This is a genomic window from Acidovorax sp. FW305-C-20-28, assembly GCF_058783375.1.
This window is the reverse complement of sequence record NZ_JBYSYM010000007.1, coordinates 19,571-37,356: the sequence shown is the minus strand read 5'-3', so window position 1 is coordinate 37,356 and position 17,786 is coordinate 19,571. Positions and strand designations below refer to the sequence as shown.

General features: G+C 67.9%; 14 protein-coding genes and 1 tRNA gene. 12 read left to right on the top strand and 3 right to left on the bottom strand.

Annotation, left to right across the window (positions count from 1 at the left end):
* The first annotated feature begins 146 nt into the window (after positions 1-146).
* From AC3WOH_RS10320 to AC3WOH_RS10300, 5 genes are all read left to right on the top strand, one after another.
* Positions 147-1,298, top strand: a complete 1,152-nt coding sequence (locus tag AC3WOH_RS10320) for a CaiB/BaiF CoA transferase family protein (RefSeq protein ID WP_492229266.1) — start codon at positions 147-149, stop codon at positions 1,296-1,298.
* A gap of 36 nt (positions 1,299-1,334) precedes the next feature.
* Positions 1,335-2,225: a dioxygenase family protein gene (locus AC3WOH_RS10315; RefSeq protein WP_492229265.1), complete on the top strand. Its 891-nt coding sequence runs from the start codon at positions 1,335-1,337 to the stop codon at positions 2,223-2,225.
* A gap of 10 nt (positions 2,226-2,235) precedes the next feature.
* Entirely contained in the window at positions 2,236-3,042 is an 807-nt protein-coding gene (locus AC3WOH_RS10310; RefSeq protein WP_492229264.1) for a citryl-CoA lyase, read from the top strand.
* Entirely contained in the window at positions 3,039-3,992 is a 954-nt protein-coding gene (locus AC3WOH_RS10305) for a Bug family tripartite tricarboxylate transporter substrate binding protein (protein ID WP_492229263.1), read from the top strand. Before AC3WOH_RS10310 ends, AC3WOH_RS10305 begins: the two co-directional genes overlap by 4 nt.
* 225 nt (positions 3,993-4,217) lie before the next feature.
* Positions 4,218-5,192 (top strand): Bug family tripartite tricarboxylate transporter substrate binding protein, encoded by a 975-nt coding sequence (locus AC3WOH_RS10300; RefSeq protein WP_492229262.1) that lies wholly within the window; start codon positions 4,218-4,220, stop codon positions 5,190-5,192.
* A gap of 297 nt (positions 5,193-5,489) precedes the next feature.
* On the opposite strand, the gene AC3WOH_RS10295 is transcribed toward AC3WOH_RS10300, so the two are convergent.
* Positions 5,490-7,946, bottom strand: coding sequence for a UvrD-helicase domain-containing protein (locus AC3WOH_RS10295; RefSeq protein WP_492229261.1), 2,457 nt, complete (start codon positions 7,944-7,946; stop codon positions 5,490-5,492).
* Between the two features lie 31 nt (positions 7,947-7,977).
* Here AC3WOH_RS10295 and AC3WOH_RS10290 point away from each other — a divergent pair, with 31 nt between their 5' ends.
* Entirely contained in the window at positions 7,978-8,694 is a 717-nt protein-coding gene (locus AC3WOH_RS10290) for a hypothetical protein (RefSeq protein ID WP_492229260.1), read from the top strand.
* 228 nt (positions 8,695-8,922) lie between these two features.
* The gene (locus tag AC3WOH_RS10285; protein ID WP_492229259.1) at positions 8,923-9,900 is read left to right on the top strand and encodes a GMP reductase; all 978 of its coding nucleotides are present in this window, start codon (positions 8,923-8,925) and stop codon (positions 9,898-9,900) included.
* Between the two features lie 33 nt (positions 9,901-9,933).
* Here the strand turns inward: AC3WOH_RS10285 and AC3WOH_RS10280 are convergent, their stop codons facing one another.
* Positions 9,934-10,830 (bottom strand): alpha/beta hydrolase, encoded by an 897-nt coding sequence (locus tag AC3WOH_RS10280; RefSeq protein WP_492229258.1) that lies wholly within the window; start codon positions 10,828-10,830, stop codon positions 9,934-9,936.
* Between the two features lie 90 nt (positions 10,831-10,920).
* Between AC3WOH_RS10280 and AC3WOH_RS10275 the strand changes: the two genes are divergently transcribed.
* Together AC3WOH_RS10275 and AC3WOH_RS10270 are read left to right on the top strand one after the other, a co-directional pair.
* Positions 10,921-11,853 carry an NAD(P)-dependent oxidoreductase gene (locus AC3WOH_RS10275; RefSeq protein ID WP_492229257.1) on the top strand — a complete coding sequence of 311 codons (933 nt, stop codon included), beginning with the start codon at positions 10,921-10,923 and terminating at the stop codon, positions 11,851-11,853.
* A gap of 101 nt (positions 11,854-11,954) precedes the next feature.
* Positions 11,955-12,030, top strand: a tRNA-Lys gene (locus AC3WOH_RS10270).
* A gap of 465 nt (positions 12,031-12,495) precedes the next feature.
* Here the strand turns inward: AC3WOH_RS10270 and AC3WOH_RS10265 are convergent.
* On the bottom strand, positions 12,496-12,753 hold the full coding sequence (locus tag AC3WOH_RS10265) for a hypothetical protein (protein ID WP_492229256.1): 258 nt from the start codon (positions 12,751-12,753) through the stop codon (positions 12,496-12,498).
* Positions 12,754-13,307: 554 nt separating this feature from the next.
* On the opposite strand from AC3WOH_RS10265, the gene AC3WOH_RS10260 reads away from it, so the two are divergent.
* From AC3WOH_RS10260 to bcsZ, 3 genes are all read left to right on the top strand, one after another.
* Complete coding sequence (locus AC3WOH_RS10260) at positions 13,308-13,577, top strand: hypothetical protein (RefSeq protein WP_492229255.1); 270 nt, start codon at positions 13,308-13,310, stop codon at positions 13,575-13,577.
* Positions 13,578-14,272: 695 nt separating this feature from the next.
* Positions 14,273-16,639 carry a cellulose biosynthesis cyclic di-GMP-binding regulatory protein BcsB gene (gene bcsB, locus AC3WOH_RS10255; protein WP_492229254.1) on the top strand — a complete coding sequence of 789 codons (2,367 nt, stop codon included), beginning with the start codon at positions 14,273-14,275 and terminating at the stop codon, positions 16,637-16,639.
* Entirely contained in the window at positions 16,632-17,786 is a 1,155-nt protein-coding gene (gene bcsZ / locus AC3WOH_RS10250; RefSeq protein ID WP_492229253.1) for a cellulose synthase complex periplasmic endoglucanase BcsZ, read from the top strand. The genes bcsB and bcsZ overlap by 8 nt, the downstream gene beginning before the upstream one ends.

The following is a 17,786-nucleotide window of genomic DNA, read 5'->3' as shown; positions in this document are numbered from 1 at the left end:
AGGTCCGAGAACGTGTTGACGTTCCTAGTTGATCGATGCCATCGATGGTAACCATGAAAAACAATCATTTCCAGGAATCCTGCGTGCACCCTACATTCGCTCACAGCCCCCCTGCGGGGCCCCACACAACGACAGGAGACAACGAGGTGCACAAAGTCCTCAGTGGCATCAAGGTGCTGGAACAAGGCACGTTCATCACGGGCCCGGCGGCAGGCATGTTCCTGGCCGACCTGGGCGCCGAGGTCATCAAGATCGAGCAGCCCGGCGCGGGCGACCCGTTCCGCGCCTTCCGCGGCGGGCTCTACAGCCCGCACTTTCAGACCTACAACCGTAACAAGCGCAGCATCACGCTCAACCCCAAGCTGCCCGAGGACGCGGCCGTGTTCGACGAGCTGGTGAAGGACGCGGACGTCTACATCCAGAACTTTCGCCCCGGCGCGGCCGACCGGCTGGGCGCGGGCGAGGCCCGGCTGCGTGGCCTGAACCCGCGCCTGGTGTACTGCGCGATCAGCGGCTTCGGCCAGACCGGCCCGGCCTCGGGGCGCCCCGCCTACGACACCGTGGCCCAGGCCGCGAGCGCCTTCCTCAAGCTGCTGGTGAACCCCGCCAACCCGCGCGTGGTGGGCCCGGCGCTGGCCGATGCGATGACCGGCTTCTACGCCGCCTACGGCGTGCTGGGCGCCATCGTGGAGCGCGGGCGCACGGGTGTGGGCCGCAAGGTCGAGGTGTCCATGCTCGAAGCCATGTGCCACTTCAACCTCGACGCGTTCACGCACTACTTCTCGGAAGACGAGGTCATGGGCCCCTACAGCCGGCCCAGCGTCTCGCAGTCCTACGTGCTCGAATGCGCCGACGGGCTGTGGATCGCGCTGCACATGTCCTCGCCCGAGAAGTTCTGGCAGGGCCTGGCCAACGCCATCGAGCGCCCGCGCCTGTTCGACGACCCGCGCTTTGCCACGCGCGAGGCGCGCATCGTGCACCAGGAGGACCTGATCGATTTGCTGGGCGGCCTGTTCCGCACGCAGCCGCGCGCCACCTGGTGCGCCCGGCTCGAAGCCGAGGACGTGCCCCACGCCCCCATGTACGACACCCGCGAGGCCATGCAGGACCCGCAGGCCCGCCACCTGCAGCTGGAAGTGAGCACCACCCACCCCGAGGGCGGCACTTGGCGCACCATCCGCTCGCCCGTGAGCTTCGACGGCGAACGCGCACTGGAAGTCACGGCGCCGCCCACGCTGGGGGCCGACAACGCGGCCATCCTCGGGCCGATACGCGAGCGGCTCGGGCAGCCCACCTGACGATCACTGCACAACAACCATCCGGAGACAAGAACAATGACCCCATCGAACGAGAACGAGTTGACCCAGGCCGTGCTGCAGCGCCTGGAGGGTGCGGGCGACCCGCGCTTTGCCGAGATCATGCGCTCCCTGGTCACGCACCTGCACGCCTTCATCCGCGAGGTGGACCTGAAGCCCGAGGAATGGATGCAGGGCATCGAATTCCTCACCGCCGTGGGCAAGGCCTGCACGGGCCAGCGGCAGGAATTCATTTTGCTGTCGGACACGCTGGGCGCCTCGATGATGGTGGTGATGCTCGACCAGTTGCGCGCCACGGCCCACGCCAAGGGCAGCCAGCGCATGACCGAAGCCACCGAGGCCACGGTGCAGGGCCCCTACTACTGGGAGGGTGCGCCCGAGTTGCCGCTGGGCGCCAACCTGTCCGAAGGCGTGAAGGGCGAGCCCACCTTCTATAGCGGCCGCGTGACCGACACGCACGGCCAGCCCCTGGCCGGCGCGCTGCTCGACATCTGGTCGGGCGATGGCGAGGGCGTGTACGACATGCAGGTCGAAGGCTCGGGCATGGCGGCACGCGCCCGCATCCGCACGGATGCCCAAGGCCGCTACTGGTTCTGGTCCATCCGCCCGAGCTTCTACCCCGTGCCGGTGGACGGCCCGGTGGGCCGCATGCTCGACGGCATGGGCCGCCACCCCAACCGGCCGGGCCATATCCACATGATGGTCTCGGCCCCGGGGCATGCGCGGGTGACCACCCACCTGTTCGTCGCGAACAGCCCCTACATCGATTCGGACGCGGTGTTCGGCGTGCGGCCCAGCCTGATCGTGGACTTCGAGCAGCACGCCGCGGGCCAGGCGCCCGACGGCACGGCCCAGGCCGCTCCGTACTGGTCGGCGCACTACGACTTCCGCCTCGAACCCCAACACTGAGACCCGCCCCATGAAAATCGGAAAATCCACCGTCCCGCGCACCGCCATCTGCACCTCGGACGAGCACACCATCGTCGTGCGCGGCGAGGACCTGTGCCAGGACCTGATCGGCCACCTGTCGTTTGCCGACTATTTCTTTCTGCTGCTCACCGGCCGCAAGCCCGATGCGGCCTGCAGCGCGGTGCTCAACGCCACCCTGGTGGCGATTGCCGAGCACGGCCTGGTGCCCAGCGTGCAGGCCAGCCGCATGACCTTCGCGGCGGCGCCCGATGCGCTGCAGGGCGCAGTGGCGGCCGGCATCCTGGGCTGTGGCTCGGTGATCCTGGGCGCCTCGGAAACGGCGGGCCGCATGTTCGCCGACGTGGCGGCGCGCGTCGATGCCGGTGCCACGCTCGACGAGGCCGCCACCGCGGTCGTCACCGAACTCAAGGCCGCGCGCCGCGCCATCCCGGGCTACGGCCACCCCTTGCACAAGGAGGTGGACCCGCGCGTGGGCCGGCTCATCGCCGTGGCCACCGAGGCCGGCGCCGACCTGCGCTACGTGCAGATCGCCCAGGCGCTGGAAAAGGTGATCCCGGGCATCGTGGGCAAGGAGCTGCGCCTGAACGTCTCGGCCGCCATCCCGGCGGTGCTGATGGGCGTGGGCTTCCCCGTGGCCTCGCTGCGCGGCGTGCCCATCCTGGCGCGCACGGCAGGGCTGATCGCCCACCTGGCCGAGGAGGCCGAGACGCCCAGCGGCTTCGCCTTGTCCTACCAGGCCACGCGCGAGCTGCAGTACGAGGGTGAGGTGCCCGCAGGCTTTGGGGAGGCGCCATGAAGCGCCGCCAGATCCTCGCCGCCACCACCCTGGCCCTGCTGGCCGCCGGTGCCAGCGCCCAGGGCAATGGCCGCCCCTTGAAGCTCGTCGTGCCCTTTGCGGCCGGCACCTCGACCGACATCGTGGGCCGCGTGCTGGCGGAGGCCCTGGGCCGCCAGCTCGGGCAGACGGTGGTGGTGGAGAACAAGCCCGGCGCGGGCGGCACCATCGGCAGCGAGATGGTGGCGCGCGCCGGCGCCGATGCGAACACCCTGCTCATGGGCACCGTGGGCACGCACGCCATCAACCCCACGCTGTACAAGAAGCTGCCCTACCAGCCCGTGCGCGACTTCGTGCCGCTGGGCTTTGCGGGCGCCACGCCCACCCTGCTGGTGGTGCCGGCCAGCGCGCCCTGGAAAAGTGTGGCCGACCTGCGCCAGGCCAGCGGCAAGGCCGTGAGCTTTGCCTCGGCGGGCAACGGAACCTCGGGCCACCTGGCGGGCGAAACGCTGAACATCCGCCTGGCCAAGGACTTCGTGCACGTGCCCTACCGCGACGGCGCGCAGGCGCTCACCGAGCTGATGGGCGGCAACGTGCAGTTCATGTTCTACCACCCGGCCGCCGTGCTGCCGCACATCCGCGCGGGCAAGCTGCGCGCGCTGGGTGCATCGAGCGCCAGGCGCAGCGCGGCTGCCCCCGACGTGCCCACGCTGGCCGAGCAGGGCGTGGCCGATTTCGACCTGGTCGCCTGGTTCATGCTGTATGCGCCCGCCTCCATGCCGGCCGCGCAGCGCGACCCGCTGCGCGATGCCACGCAGGCCGTGCTGGCCCAGGCCGAGGTGCGCGACAAGCTCGCAGCCCAGGGGATCGAGCCGGCTGCGATGAATGCCGCCGAGATGGCTGCCTTCGGCACGGCCGAAATCGCCAAATGGGGCGAGGCCGTGAAACGCTCCGGCGCCCAGGTGGACTAGACCCCGCAACCAGCCATGAATCCCCCACCCCACAGCCCGCGCGGATCGGCGGCGGCTCTGGCGCAGCCATGCCCGGTCCGAAAGGAGTGACGCCATCGATTGACCGAGGGACGGAGCGATCCACACGACGCGGCGCGCGCCATGGCGGCGAGGCACCGCAGGTATTCCAAGCAAGCAAGCCAACCACACAAGCGGGCATGAATGACCCGCAACAGGAGACAAGCCATGCGCAGAAAAATGCTGATGAAGACGATGCTGGTGCTGGCCACCGGCGCACTGCTGGGCGGCACCGCCCTGGCCCAGGGGGCCGAGTGGCCGAACAAGCCCATCAAGATCGTGGTGGGCTTTGCGCCCGGCACGCCGCCGGACATCTTTGCCCGCATGTACGGCGACTACGTGGGCAAGAAGCTCGGCGTGCCGCTGGTGATCGACAACCGGCCCGGCACGGCGGGCAACCTGGCCTCGGACGCGGTGGCCAAGTCGCCGGCGGACGGCTACACCTTCGTGTACAACCTGTCCACGGCCTTCACCATCAACCCCTACATCTACAGCAAGCTGCCCTTCGACCCCGACAAGGACCTGGTGCCCGTGGCCACCACCATGCGCCAGGGCCTGGTGCTGATAGCGACCAACAAGTTCCCGGCCAAGACCGTCAAGGACATGGTGGCCGCCGCCAAGGCCAAGCCGGGCACCTACTCGCATGCCTCCTACGGCGCAGGCAGCCCTTCGCAGCTGATCGTGGAGTCGCTCAAGGACGAGGTCGGCATCGACATGCTGCACGTGCCCTACCGCGCCAGCCCCATCGCCGATCTGGTGGGCGGCCAGGTGGACACGCTGATGGAACCCATCGCCACGGGCTACCAGCTCATCAGCAGCGGCAAGGTGCAGGCGCTCGCCTATTCGGGCCCCACGCGCCACCCCGCCCTGCCCGACGTGCCCACGCTGTCGGAGGTGATGCCCGGCTTCTCCATGATGTCCTGGCACGGCATCTGGGCGCCCGCGGCCACGCCGCAGCCCATCCTGACGCGCTTCAACGCGCTGATGGTGGAGGCGAGCAAGGACCCTGACCTCTCGCGCCGCATCCGGGAGCTGCACAGCGAACCCCTGGGCGCGACGCGCACCGAGATGGCCGCCATGGTGCGCCGCGATGCGGAGATCTACAGCCGCGTGGTCAAGGCGCGCAATATCAAGGTCGATTGATCCGCTGCTTGGCTATCGGGCTGGCGCAGGGGCAGGGGCCACAGCAGGAGGCGGCGCCTCCTGGGCCTTGGGCTTGGGCACCTTGTCGCAGCCAGCCAAGGCAAGGGCCAGCGCACAGGCGCCGGCCACGGCAGCGCGGGACAGGGCAGATGGATGGAACAGCATGGGCGCAACCTCCCTGGCCGTCGTGAGACAGGGCGTGCGCCGGACGGCGCGGGCGCAGCCCTTTCGGACCTCCATTCTTGCGCTCACGGGACTGCGCTGTCTGTAAGAAAGGGCGCCAAAAAGGCGCGCCGGTCAATCGACGATGGTGAGCTTGGCCACCGACAGCGCCAGCCACTTGGTGCCATGGCGCGGAAAGCTGATCTGCGCGCGCGCATCGTCGCCCGTGCCTTCGAGCGCCAGCACCTTGCCCTCGCCGAACTTGGTGTGGAACACCGCCAGCCCCACGCGCAGGCCATGCGAGGGCGCCGCCTTCTGCACCGGCACCGGCGGGCTGGCGAAGTGCTCGCTGCGCACGGCGCCATAGCCGCTGCGGTCGCGCTGGGCAAAGGGGTTGCCGCCGCCCGCGTTGGGCGCATAGCTGCCAAAGCCCTGCTGCTTGGGCGTGATCCACTTGAGCGCGGCCTCGGGCAGCTCGTCGAAGAAGCGGCTCTTGATGTTGTAGCGCGTCTGGCCGTGCAGCAGGCGGGTCTGAGAATGGCTCAGGTACAGGCGCTTGCGCGCCCGCGTGATGGCCACGTACATCAGGCGGCGCTCTTCCTCCAGGCCTTCGCGCTCGTTGGCCGAGTTCTCGTGCGGGAACAGGCCTTCCTCCATGCCGCCGATGAAGACGCCATCGAACTCCAGGCCCTTGCTGGCGTGCACCGTCATCAGCTGCACGGCGTCCTGCCCGGCCTGGGCCTGGTTGTCGCCGGCCTCCAGCGCCGCATGGGTCAAAAAGGCGGCCAGGGGCGAGAGCGTCTCGCCCGTGTCGGCATCGACGATGCCGGCCACGGCGGGCAGTGCCTCGTCGGTCACCGGGGCATTCGGGTCCAGGCCCTGGCTGGCCGGGCTCTGGCTCAGGCGGTCGTTGCGCAGCTCATCCACGGGCAGGGCCACAGCGTCGCGGCCAAAGCCTTCCTGCGTGACGAAGCTCTCCGCCGCATTGACCAGTTCCTCCAGGTTCTCGATGCGGTCGGCGCCTTCCTTCTCGGTGCGGAAATGCTCCACCAGGCCCGTGGACTGCAGCATGGTCTCGATGATCTTGCGCAGGTTCATGCCCTCGGTCTGCTCGCGCAGCACGTCGACCATGGCGACAAAGGCCGAGAGGTTGGCACCGGCCTTGCCGGGCACGGCGCTCACGCCGTCGTGCAGCGAGCAGCCGGCCGCGCGCGCGGCGTCCTGCAGCACCTCGATGCTGCGCGCGCCGATGCCGCGCGGCGGGAAGTTGACCACGCGCAGAAAGCTCGTGTCGTCGTGCGGGTTCTCCAAGAGGCGCAGGTAGGCCAGCGCGTGCTTGATTTCGGCGCGCTCGAAGAAGCGCAGGCCACCGTACACGCGGTAGGGCACGCTGGCATTGAACAGGGCCGATTCGATCACCCGGCTCTGCGCATTGCTGCGGTAGAGCACGGCGATCTCCTTGCGCTCGAAGCCGTCGCTGCGCACCAGTTGCTTGATCTCGTCCACCATCCACTGCGCCTCGGCCAGGTCGGTGGTGGCCTCGTACACGCGCACCGGCTCGCCCGGGCCCTGCGTGGTGCGCAGGTTCTTGCCCAGGCGGCGGCTGTTGTGGCTGATGAGGGCGTTGGCCGAGTCGAGGATGTTGCTGTAGCTGCGGTAGTTCTGCTCCAGCTTGATCTGCTGCTGCACGTCGAACTCGCGCACGAAGTCGGCCATGTTGCCCACGCGCGCACCGCGGAAGGCGTAGATGCTCTGGTCGTCGTCGCCCACGGCGATCACGCTGCCGCGCGCCTCGTAGCGCCCGCCCGCCTCGTTGCCCGCCAGCTGCTTGAGCCAGGCGTACTGCAGCTTGTTGGTGTCCTGGAACTCGTCCACCAGGATGTGCGCAAAGCGGCGCTGGTAGTGCTCGCGGATGGCGTCGTTGTCGCGCAGCAGCTCGTAGCTGCGCAGCATGAGCTCGCCGAAGTCGACCACGCCCTCGCGCTGGCACTGCTCTTCGTAGAGCTGGTAGATCTCGACCTTCCTGCGGCCATCGCTGTCGTGCGCCTGCACATCGCCCGGGCGCATGCCCTCTTCCTTGCAGCCGGCGATGAAGTAGACCAGCTGCTTGGGCGGAAAGCGCTCTTCATCGACGTTGTGCTGCTTGCACAGGCGCTTGACGGCCGAGAGCTGGTCCTGCGTGTCCAGGATCTGGAACGACTGCGGCAGGCCGGCCGGCTTGTGGTGGGCGCGCAGCAGGCGGTTGCACAGGCCGTGGAAGGTGCCTATCCACATGCCGCGCACGTTCACGGGCAGCATGGCCGACAGGCGGGCCACCATTTCCTTGGCGGCCTTGTTGGTGAAGGTCACGGCCAGGATGCCGCCGGGCGTGGCATAGCCGTTCTGCAGCAGCCAGGCGATGCGGGTGGTGAGCACCCGGGTCTTGCCCGAGCCGGCGCCGGCCAGGATGAGCGCATGCCCCGCCGGCAGGGTCACGGCGGCCAGCTGCTCGGGGTTCAGGTTGGCCAGCAGGGGGGGCGTGGCAGAGGGGGCCGCAGGCGTGGAGGGCTCCAGGGGCTCGGGCGCACCCGGAAACAGGTCTTGTGGGAACATGGGGGCATTGTAGAAAGCGCCAGCACCTTCCATGAAAAACATTGCCCTTGCCGCAGCCCTGCTGCTGGCCCTGCACGCCCCCCACCTCGCGGCCCAGTCGAGCTGCAGCAGCGACGGCGTGCCCCGCCCCGCCGCCCTGTTCGAGCGCTTCGTGAGCGCCGACTGCGACAGCTGCTGGGCCGACAAGGCCACGCCGGCCCCCAAGGCGCCCGGCACCGTGGTGCTGGACTGGATCGTGCCTGGCACCCAGGGCGACGATGCCCCGCTGTCGGCCGCCGCCACGCGCGACGCCCTGGCCCGCCTGGCGGCCCTGGGCCGCACGGCCCCCAGCGCCACGGACGTGAACACCGCCCCCGTGCAGGGCGTGCCGGGCAGCCGGCTGCGCGTGTCGCACGGGCCGGCCTTCAACGACTATGTGGGCGCCTCCATCGCCTTCTCGCCGGTGGCCACGCGGGGAACGCCCCCTGCAGCAGGCCCCGATGCAGGCGGTTTCTACCTGCTGCTGGTCGAATCCATCCCCGCGGGCACCGAGGGCTCGCCCGTGGCGCGCCACCTGGTGCGCAATGTCTACCAGCGCTCCCTCGACAACCCGCACACCCTGTCCCGGGGCGAGCGCTCGGGCTGGCGCGATTCGCGCCCGATCTACATCCCCGAAGGCACCAAGACCGACCGCCTGCACCTGGTGGGCTGGGTGCAGGACAAGGACGGCCGCATCATCGACGCGGCGCAGTCGCGCTGCGTGCCCTAGAACCCGATGCCGATGGGGTAGATACGAGTAGGGATATACCGGCGCGCGCTGGCGCGGGTAGAATCAATCACCGGGCCCAAGTTTCTTGCAGCCCGGTTTTTTTGCGCCTGCGCACAGCAGGGTTCGTTGCGCTCTTCTCGAACGCGACCGCAGAGCCGGTCTCCAGGCCAAGCGCCCACCACAGCAGAAATTGGTTTGCTGTGTCCTTTTATGGAGCTTGGAAATCTCATGGAAATCTTCGACTACGACAATATCCTCTTGCTGCCGCGCAAGTGCCGGGTGGAAAGCCGCTCGGAATGCGATGCCGGCGTGGAGCTGGGCGGGCGCACCTTCCGCCTGCCGGTCGTACCCGCCAACATGAAGACGGTGGTGGACGAGAGCATCTGCACCTGGATGGCGCTAAACGGCTACTTCTACGTCATGCACCGCTTCGACCTGGACAACGTGCAGTTCGTCAAGGACATGCACGCCAAGGGCTGCTTCGCGTCCATCTCGCTGGGGGTGAAGCAACCTGACTACGACACCGTGGACCAGCTGGCCGCGGCGGGCATCACGCCCGAGTACGTGACCATCGACATCGCGCACGGCCATGCCGACAGCGTGAAGAACATGATCGGCTACCTCAAGTCCAAGCTGCCCGCCACCTTCGTGATCGCCGGCAACGTGGCCACGCCCGAGGCGGTGATCGACCTGGAGAACTGGGGCGCCGACGCCACCAAGGTGGGCGTGGGCCCGGGCAAGGTCTGCATCACCAAGCTCAAGACCGGTTTCGGCACGGGCGGCTGGCAGCTGTCGGCGCTCAAGTGGTGCGCGCGCGTGGCCACCAAGCCCATCATTGCCGACGGCGGCATCCGCAGCCATGGCGACATCGCCAAGAGCATCCGCTTCGGCGCCAGCATGGTCATGATCGGCTCGCTGTTCGCCGGCCATGAAGAGTCGCCCGGCAACACCGTGGAGGTGGACGGTGCGCTGTTCAAGGAGTACTACGGCTCGGCCAGCGACTTCAACAAGGGCGAGTACAAGCACGTCGAGGGCAAGCGCATCCTCGAACCCATCAAGGGCAAGCTGGCCAACACCCTGGTCGAGATGGAGCAGGACGTGCAAAGCTCCATCAGCTACGCCGGCGGCAAGAAGCTCATGGACATCCGCAAGGTGAACTACGTGATCCTGGGCGGCGACAACGCGGGCGAGCACCTGCTGATGTAATCGCGCCCGGCCCTGCCAGGGCCTGGGGCGACCTCAGGCCCTGAGAAGAATCAAGGCCATATGGTGCACGTCGTGCCCGGGCTTGGCCAGGGCATCGACGATGCTGAAGTGGTTCAGCCCCTCCTGCACCTGGCAGCGCGGCACGGCGGCCGAGCCCCAGGCGTCCTGCACCAGGCGCGCCTGGCGCAGGAACTCCGGGCTTTCGTCGCCGCCCACGGCGCAGTACAGCATGCCCTGGCCAGGCGCCTGCAGGCGGGCCGGGCTGTACTGCAGCACCTGTTGCTCGGTGAGCTTGAGCGTCTCCTGCAAAAAGGGCGTGTGCATCAGCGGATCGAGGTCGTGCAGGCCCGAGACCGACAGCGCACTGCGCACCGCGCCATCGGGCAGGTTGCCGATCAGGGGCCAGACGCTGGTGAGCAGCATGGCCGCCAGTTGCCCACCCGCCGAATGGCCCGCCACCGTGATGCGGTGCGGATCGCCGCCATAGCGCCCAATGTTCTGCCAGATCCAGGCAATGGCCTTTTCCATCTGCCGCATGATCTGGGGAATGCCCACCGGCGCCTCGGGCGTGCCCGGGCACAGCGCGTAGTTGACCACCACCACGCAGACGCCCTCGCGGTTGAAGGCCGGCGCGATGAAGGAGTGGTCCGACTTGTCGAGCGCGCGCCAGTAGCCGCCATGGATGAAGACCAGCACCGGCGCCCCCTTGCCGGAGCCGGGCGGCAGCTGGGTGGTGGGAAACACGTCCAGGGTCTCGCGCACGCCCTTGCCATAGGCCAGGTCGGGCACGCAGGGGTGCTCGGCCCGCACCTGGGCCGACTCCTTGGCCCAGCGCGCGAAGTAGTTCACATGCTCGGGCACCAGGGCCCGGTTGTTGTACATCAGCTCCAGCCAGGAGGGGTCGTGCGGCGTTTTCGTGTCCAGGGCCATCGGTGTGTTCTCCTCTGGCGCAACATCATCCCGGCAAGCGGCGCCGACTGCAAGCCCGCTGACAGGCTGGCGCGGCAAAAAGCGCCGATGATGGCGGCAGAGACCAGCAAGCACACCCGGAGACAGACCATGAACAACAACAACACCCCTCGCCTGCGCACCGCCGTCCTGGGCATCGGCATGATGGGCGCGCCCATGGCGCGCCGGCTGCACGCGGCCGGCCACGAGGTGCATGCCTGGAACCGCACGCGCGAGGCGGCCGAGCCGCTCGCGGCCGAGGGCATCACCGTGCACTCCGATGTGCGCGATGCCGTGGCCGGCGCGGACGTGGTGATCAGCCTGCTCGCCAACGGCCCCGTGGTGGGCGAGGTGCTGTTCGGGCTGGGCGCGGCCCAGGCCCTGCGCCGCGATGCGCTGTTCATCGACATGGCCTCGATCCAGCCGCGCGAGGCGCGCGACCACGCGGCCCGCCTGGGCGAGATGGGCATCGCCCACCTCGATGCCCCGGTCTCCGGCGGTACCGTGGGGGCCGAGAACGGCACCCTGGCCATCATGGCCGGCGGCCGGCCCGAGGACTATGCGCGCGCCCTGCCCCTCTTCGCCGTATTCGGCCGGGCCACGCACGTGGGGCCGCACGGCGCAGGCCAGCTCGCCAAGCTGGCCAACCAGATGATCGTGGGCATCACCATCGGCGCCGTGGCCGAGGCGCTGCTGTTCGCCGCCAAGGGCGGGGCCGACATGGCCAAGGTGCGCGAGGCCATCAGCGGCGGCTTTGCCGACAGCCGCATCCTGCAGTTGCACGGCCAGCGCATGGTGGAGCGCAACTTCGCCCCCCAGGGCCGCATGACGGTGCAGCTCAAGGACATGCGCAACGCCCTGGCCACGGCCAGCGAGATCGGCTTCGATGCGCCCATCACCGAACTGTTCGAGGCGTTGTACGCCCAGGGGGTGGAGCACGGCCTGGGCGAGCTGGACCACAGCGGCCTGTTCGTGGAGCTGGCCAGCCGCAATGCGATGCCGTGAGCGAAAAAAGTGAAGAAATTTTGACCGGATTTGCCAACGCCCCAAAAATTAGTGCATAATTCGAGGCTCTGCAGCGATGCAGACAGATCAACAAAAGATTTGGGTTCTTAGCTCAGTTGGTAGAGCAGCGGACTCTTAATCCGTAGGTCGAGTGTTCGAGTCACTCAGGACCCACCAAATCTCAGCCGCAAGGCACACTAGGCCGACGCTATAAACAACATAGCGCCGGCCTTTTTGTTTTTCCCGGCATGAGACGGTTTATGTGATGCGTCTCATGCCCGGCGTTGCGGTCCTGCGGCAATCCCGCCCTGGTCACTCCACTCCATTTTTTGATCATCGGGCGTCTGCGTGAGCACTGGAAGGCCCACCACGGGAAGTACCCGCAGCGCGTGCTCCTGACGCCGCCCCAGCACCAGGGCATGAACGACTGGCATCACTTGCCCCCCCCCAACTGGCGAGATGGATAAGTCCGGCATCCCAAGGCCGTGGCCGGGGAGAAGTTCATGGAGGTGCTGATCGGGCACGACCCAAACACGCCGGGCGTCACGGACGATGTCAACGGTGTGCAGATACCCCCGCAGGCGCCGCCGGCCGCCGGGGCATGACAGCCGCCGAACTGGCCGGCAAGCTTGCAGGACTGATCTACCCCCGTTCTTGCGCCGGAGTATTGAGGATCATCGCAAGTTCAAGCATCAGACTGCGCATCTCTTCGACCTGAGTGTCCGGCAAGGGCAACGCAAGCGCATCAGCGTGCACCCGCTCCATGGCTTCCTGCATCTTGCTCGCTGCAATCTGCTTTGCGCTCGGCGGCAGAGAAGCGGCAATCACCCAAAGCCCCACCTGCAGCGCGCTGAGGCGGCCAAGCATCAGATCCAGGCTCTTTTTGACATCTTCGTGCACGGCGCTTCTCAACTAGTAGCTTCCAATCAACCCAATCATTCCGGCATTCACGTGCCGCAGGTGTAAGACGCTGGCGCTCGATGTGATGGGCAGGCGATTGATGAAGCAGGCTGGAAAAGGCGGCATTCTGCATGCCAAACCCAGGGCTTCCAAGCGCTAAATTACACCTCTCTTGGTGCGCGGCAATTCAATGGTCGCTCGCGCAACCTGGTGCTAGATTTCGTCCATGGCCGGCGCTGACCCCTTGAGAAAGCCCACAAGCCTCCAGCCGGGCGAGGAGCAACAGCCTGGACACACCGAAGATGAAGCGAGGCACAACACTTGGAAGACCGTGGGACTTTTCCTCGTATTCGTGGCCGCTGTCGCGGTCCCGGTGGTGTCGCTCATTTGGGCGACTCTCAGCTCGCCCAGCTCCACTGCCCTGGCCATTCTCCAGGCAATATTCCTGGGGATGGTTATCCCGCTCATCTTTTGGGAGTAGCCGCCCGCACCCGCGGCCATTCTTCGCTTGAGATGCCCCTACGCTGCTGCTAAATTCCGCGCAGGAGGGAACCATGACCGGAGAATCATTGGCCATCCCGTGGCTGGCCACACGCAAAGAACTGAAGATCGCATCGTGGCGCGTGCGAGACGATGGCCGGCTGGTTGTTACCGTGACGGGTGGAACCGCTGAGGACCGGCACGCCTTTGAGGCGCAGATGATCGGCGGTCGCACAGCTGTTGTGCACAACGGGATAACGCGGCACGTCGTCGGCCCTGGACAGAGCGGGGACGATCTACGCAAGGCCATGACGGTCATCGTCGGGTTCAAACGGCAGCACTGACATGTAACTGCTCTGCAATCGAGGCTCGGGGCAAAAAAAGAGCCCGCACGAAGCGGGCCAGAGGAAGGATGGTTGAGCCGGGAGGTGTTGGCCCTCGTGAACGGTCGTCGGGTGTAAGACAAAGCCCGGTGACATTGACAGCTCGTGTTTCCCGAGTCGCTGGACTTCGAACGATTTGATCAAGCCATCGCGCAATACATGTCCGCGGAGTGACCCGCCAGGAATACCCCGGGGTGGGAGAGTGACCGGAACAGACGAGTTCTGGCCATTTCGCAGCCATGCCCCCCACCATAGCGTGCCCTGAACAGAAACATCGGCTTTCCTGTTTCCAGCGCCAGCCAGGCGCCCTCTCACCCCGCCTCTGCCACGCCCGCCATCGATCAGGCGCGGCCTGCTTTTTCCGACCAAAGTCAGCGTGAATTTTGCGCGACAGGAATACCTTTTCTGCCTGCGCATCCAACCGGCTTTTTCCTGCGTACCGGCAGGTACGCGACCCCTCCCCGGACGAGAAGATTGCAAACTAGTGTCTTTCTGCATTCCATAGTCAAAATTTATCAATACACTTTGTCACGCCAATGACATCGTGGGCCGATATGTCGCGGGCGCCCTTTGCACCACCACGCCAGAACACCTTCCAAAGCACCGTGATCTCTCGTCGAAAAACCACCCGAACAGTTCCCCTGCTGGCTGCGTTGATGGCCCTGGGGTGGACCGCCGCCCCGCTTCCCCTCGCCCATGCCCAGGCGACCTCGGCCCAGGAATCGCCGGCCAAGGAGCGCGCCCGGGCGCGTGCAGCCCGCGCGGCGGCCGCCGCCGCTGCTGCGGCGACCCCGGCCGTGGCCGCGAGCCCCGCCCCGGCGGCAGGCGCCACCGCAGCAGCAGCCACAGCGCCTGCCGCGCCAGCCCTGCCCCTGCGCCAGTGGAAGACCAGCCTCAAGGACCTGGGCCTGGCGCGCCCCGTCTCCCTGCGCGGCGTGGAGAGCGAAGCCAGCATCGGCGTGGGCGTGCGGCGCGACGAGGTGGTGGAAGCCGCCCGGCTGCGCCTGACCTTCACGCTCTCGCCCGCGCTGATCCCCAACCTGTCGCACCTCAAGGTGATCCTCAACGACGAGACGCTGCAGACCATCGTGCTCGACAAGGAGCGCCTGGGCACGCCGCAGACGGTCGAGCTCACTATCGACCCGCGCTACTTCACCGACTACAACCGCTTTCGCTTCCAGTTCATCGGCCACTACACGATGGAATGCGAGGCGCCCAACCATTCGAGCCTGTGGGCCACCATCAGCAACGAGAGCCAGCTCGACCTGTCGCTGCGCCAGATCCCGCTGCGCGATGACCTGGCGCTGCTGCCCGCGCCCTTCTTCGATCCGCGCGACAACCGGCCGGTGAACCTGCCCTTCGTCTACGGCAGCAAGCCCAGCACGGGCACGCTCAAGGCCTCGGGCTCGATCGCCAGCTGGATCGGCATGCTCGCCGGCTACCGCGGCAACCAGTTCCCGGCGTTCGAGAACCAGCTGCCGCGCCAGCACGCCGTGGTGCTGGCCACCAACGACAACCGCCCCGCCTTCCTGCAGGCGATGGCGCCGGTCACCGAGCCCACGCTGTCCGTGGTGCCCCACCCCGAGGTCCCCGGCGCCAAGCTGCTGCTGGTGCTGGGCAAGGACGACGCGCAGGTGCAACTGGCCGCCGACGCGCTGGCCCTGGGCAAGGCCGTGCTCTCGGGCCAGACCATCGCCGTCAAGTCGCTCGACTACCCCGAACTCGCCAAGCCCTACGATGCGCCGCGCTGGATCACCACCAAGCGCCCGGTGCGCCTGGCCGAACTGGTGCAGAGCGCAGCCGACCTGCAGCTGCGCGGCTCGGTGCTCAACGACACGGTAAACGTCTACACGCGCATGGCGCCCGACCTGTTCACCTGGAACGCCAAGGGCGTGCCGCTGGACCTGACCTACCGCTACACGCCCAACAGCGTGTCGGACCACGGCGCGCTGAACATCTCGATCAACAACCAGTTCATCCAGTCCTACCCGCTGCAGTCGCGCGAGGACCGCACCAGCGGCAAGAGCACGGTGATGCTGCCGCTGTTCGACGACGGCAACGCCCAGACGCGCTCGGACCTGAAGATCCCGGCCTTCATGATCGGCGGCGACAACCAGCTGCAGTTCGCCTTCCAGATCCCGCCCAACGACCTGGGCCGCTGCAAGTCCGCACCGCCGACCGAGCTGTACGCCGCCATCGACCCGCAGTCCACGATCGACCTCACGGCCTTCCGCCACTACCTGGCCATGCCCAACCTGGCGGCCTATGCCAACAGCGGCTTCCCCTTCACGCGGGTGCCCGACCTGGCGCAGACCTCCATCATCCTGCCCAACCAGCCCACCACCTCGGACGTGGAGGTCTTCCTCACCGCCGTGGGCCGCATGAGCGCCTCCACCGGCTACCCCGGCACGCGCTTCAAGCTGCTGCGCGCCTCCGAGGCCGACAAGGCCGCCGACACGGACATCCTGGTGATCTCGCAGGCCGACAGCGATGGCCTGCTGCAGAAGTGGCACAGCCACCTGCCGGCCCTGCTGGCCGCGGGCGCACGCTCGGTGCAGCCGCTGGAGCGTGCCATGGGCTCCTTCATCGACCTGTTCAACCTCGAATCCAACCAACGCCTGTCGGCCTCGGGCGGCCAGGCCATCCTGCAGGGCAACGGCCCGCTGGCGGCCGTCACGGGCTTCGAGTCCCCTCTGTCGGGCGGGCGCAGCGTGGTCGCCCTCACGGCCACCGACAAGGAGGCCATGGCCCTGCTGAGCCTGGGCCTGAACGATGCGGGCAAGATCAAGAGCCTGCGCGGCGACCTGGGCCTGATGCGCGGCGACGCCATCGAGAGCTTCCGCATCAAGCCCGTGTACTACGTGGGCGACCTGCCCTGGTGGCAGCGCCTGTGGTTCCACATGCACAGCCACCCGCTGCTGCTGGCCCTGGTGGGCATCGGCACCGGCCTGCTGCTGACCTTCATCGTCTATGCCGCGCTGCGCAGCATGGCACGGCGCCGACTGGCGGCCCGCAATGACTGAGTTCCTGTCGCGCCGCACGGCACTGCAGGCCGGCGCCGGTGCCGCCCTGCTGGCCAGCCTGCCCACGGCACGGGCCCAGCAGGCGCCAGCCGCCGGCCGCCTGGCCTGGCCCGCCTGGGACGCCTTCAAGGCCCAGTTCATCAACGAAGGCGGCCGCGTGGTCTCCGATGACGATGGCGGCGGCCAGACCTATTCCGAAGGCCAGGCCTACGCCCTGTTCTTCGCGTTGGTGGCCAACGACCGGCCGATGTTCGACAAGCTGCTGCGCTGGACCGAGAACAACCTGTGCGCCGGCGACATGACGGCACGCCTGCCCGCCTGGCTCTGGGGCAAGCGCCCCGACGGCACCTGGGGCGTGATCGACAGCAACGCCGCTTCCGACGCCGACCTGTGGATCGCCTACGCCCTGGGCGAGGCCGGCCGGCTGTGGAACGAGCGCAGCTACCGCGCCCTGTCGGCCCTGCTCGCAGCGCGCGTGCTGCGCGAGGAAACCGCCGACATCCCGGGCCTGGGCCCGACGCTGCTGCCCGCGCCCAAGGGCTTCGTGCAGGCCAATGGCCGCTGGCGCCTGAACCCCAGCTACCTGCCCATGCACCTGATGCACTGGCTGGCCGCCAGCGACCTGGACCCGCAGTGGAAGCCCCTGGTGGACAGCTCGCTCAAGGTCATCCGCGGCTCCTCGCCCAAGGGCTTCACGCCCGACTGGACGGTGTACGACGCCAAGCAGGGTTTCCTGGTCGACACCGATGGCAAGGAAAAGGGCCAGGGCACCTACAACGCCATCCGCGTCTACCTCTGGGCCGGCGTGATGCACCCCGACGCGCAGGGCCGCAAGGCCTTGCTCGACACCCTGGCGCCCATGGCGCGCTACGTGCGCGACCAGGGCTACCCGCCCGAATCCATCGACATCCTGACCGGCCAGGCCTCGGGCCCGGCGCCCTCCGGCTTCTCGGCCGCGATGCTGCCCTTTCTGCGCGCCGTCGGCGACGACAAGGCCCTGCAATCGCAGCGCATGCGCCTGGAGGCCCGTCCCCTGCGCCCCACGGCCTACTACGAGCAGACCCTGGCCCTGTTCGGCCAGGGCGCCTTCGACGGGCAGTACCGCTTCACGGCCACCGGCCAGCTCATCGTGCGGTGGAAACCGTGA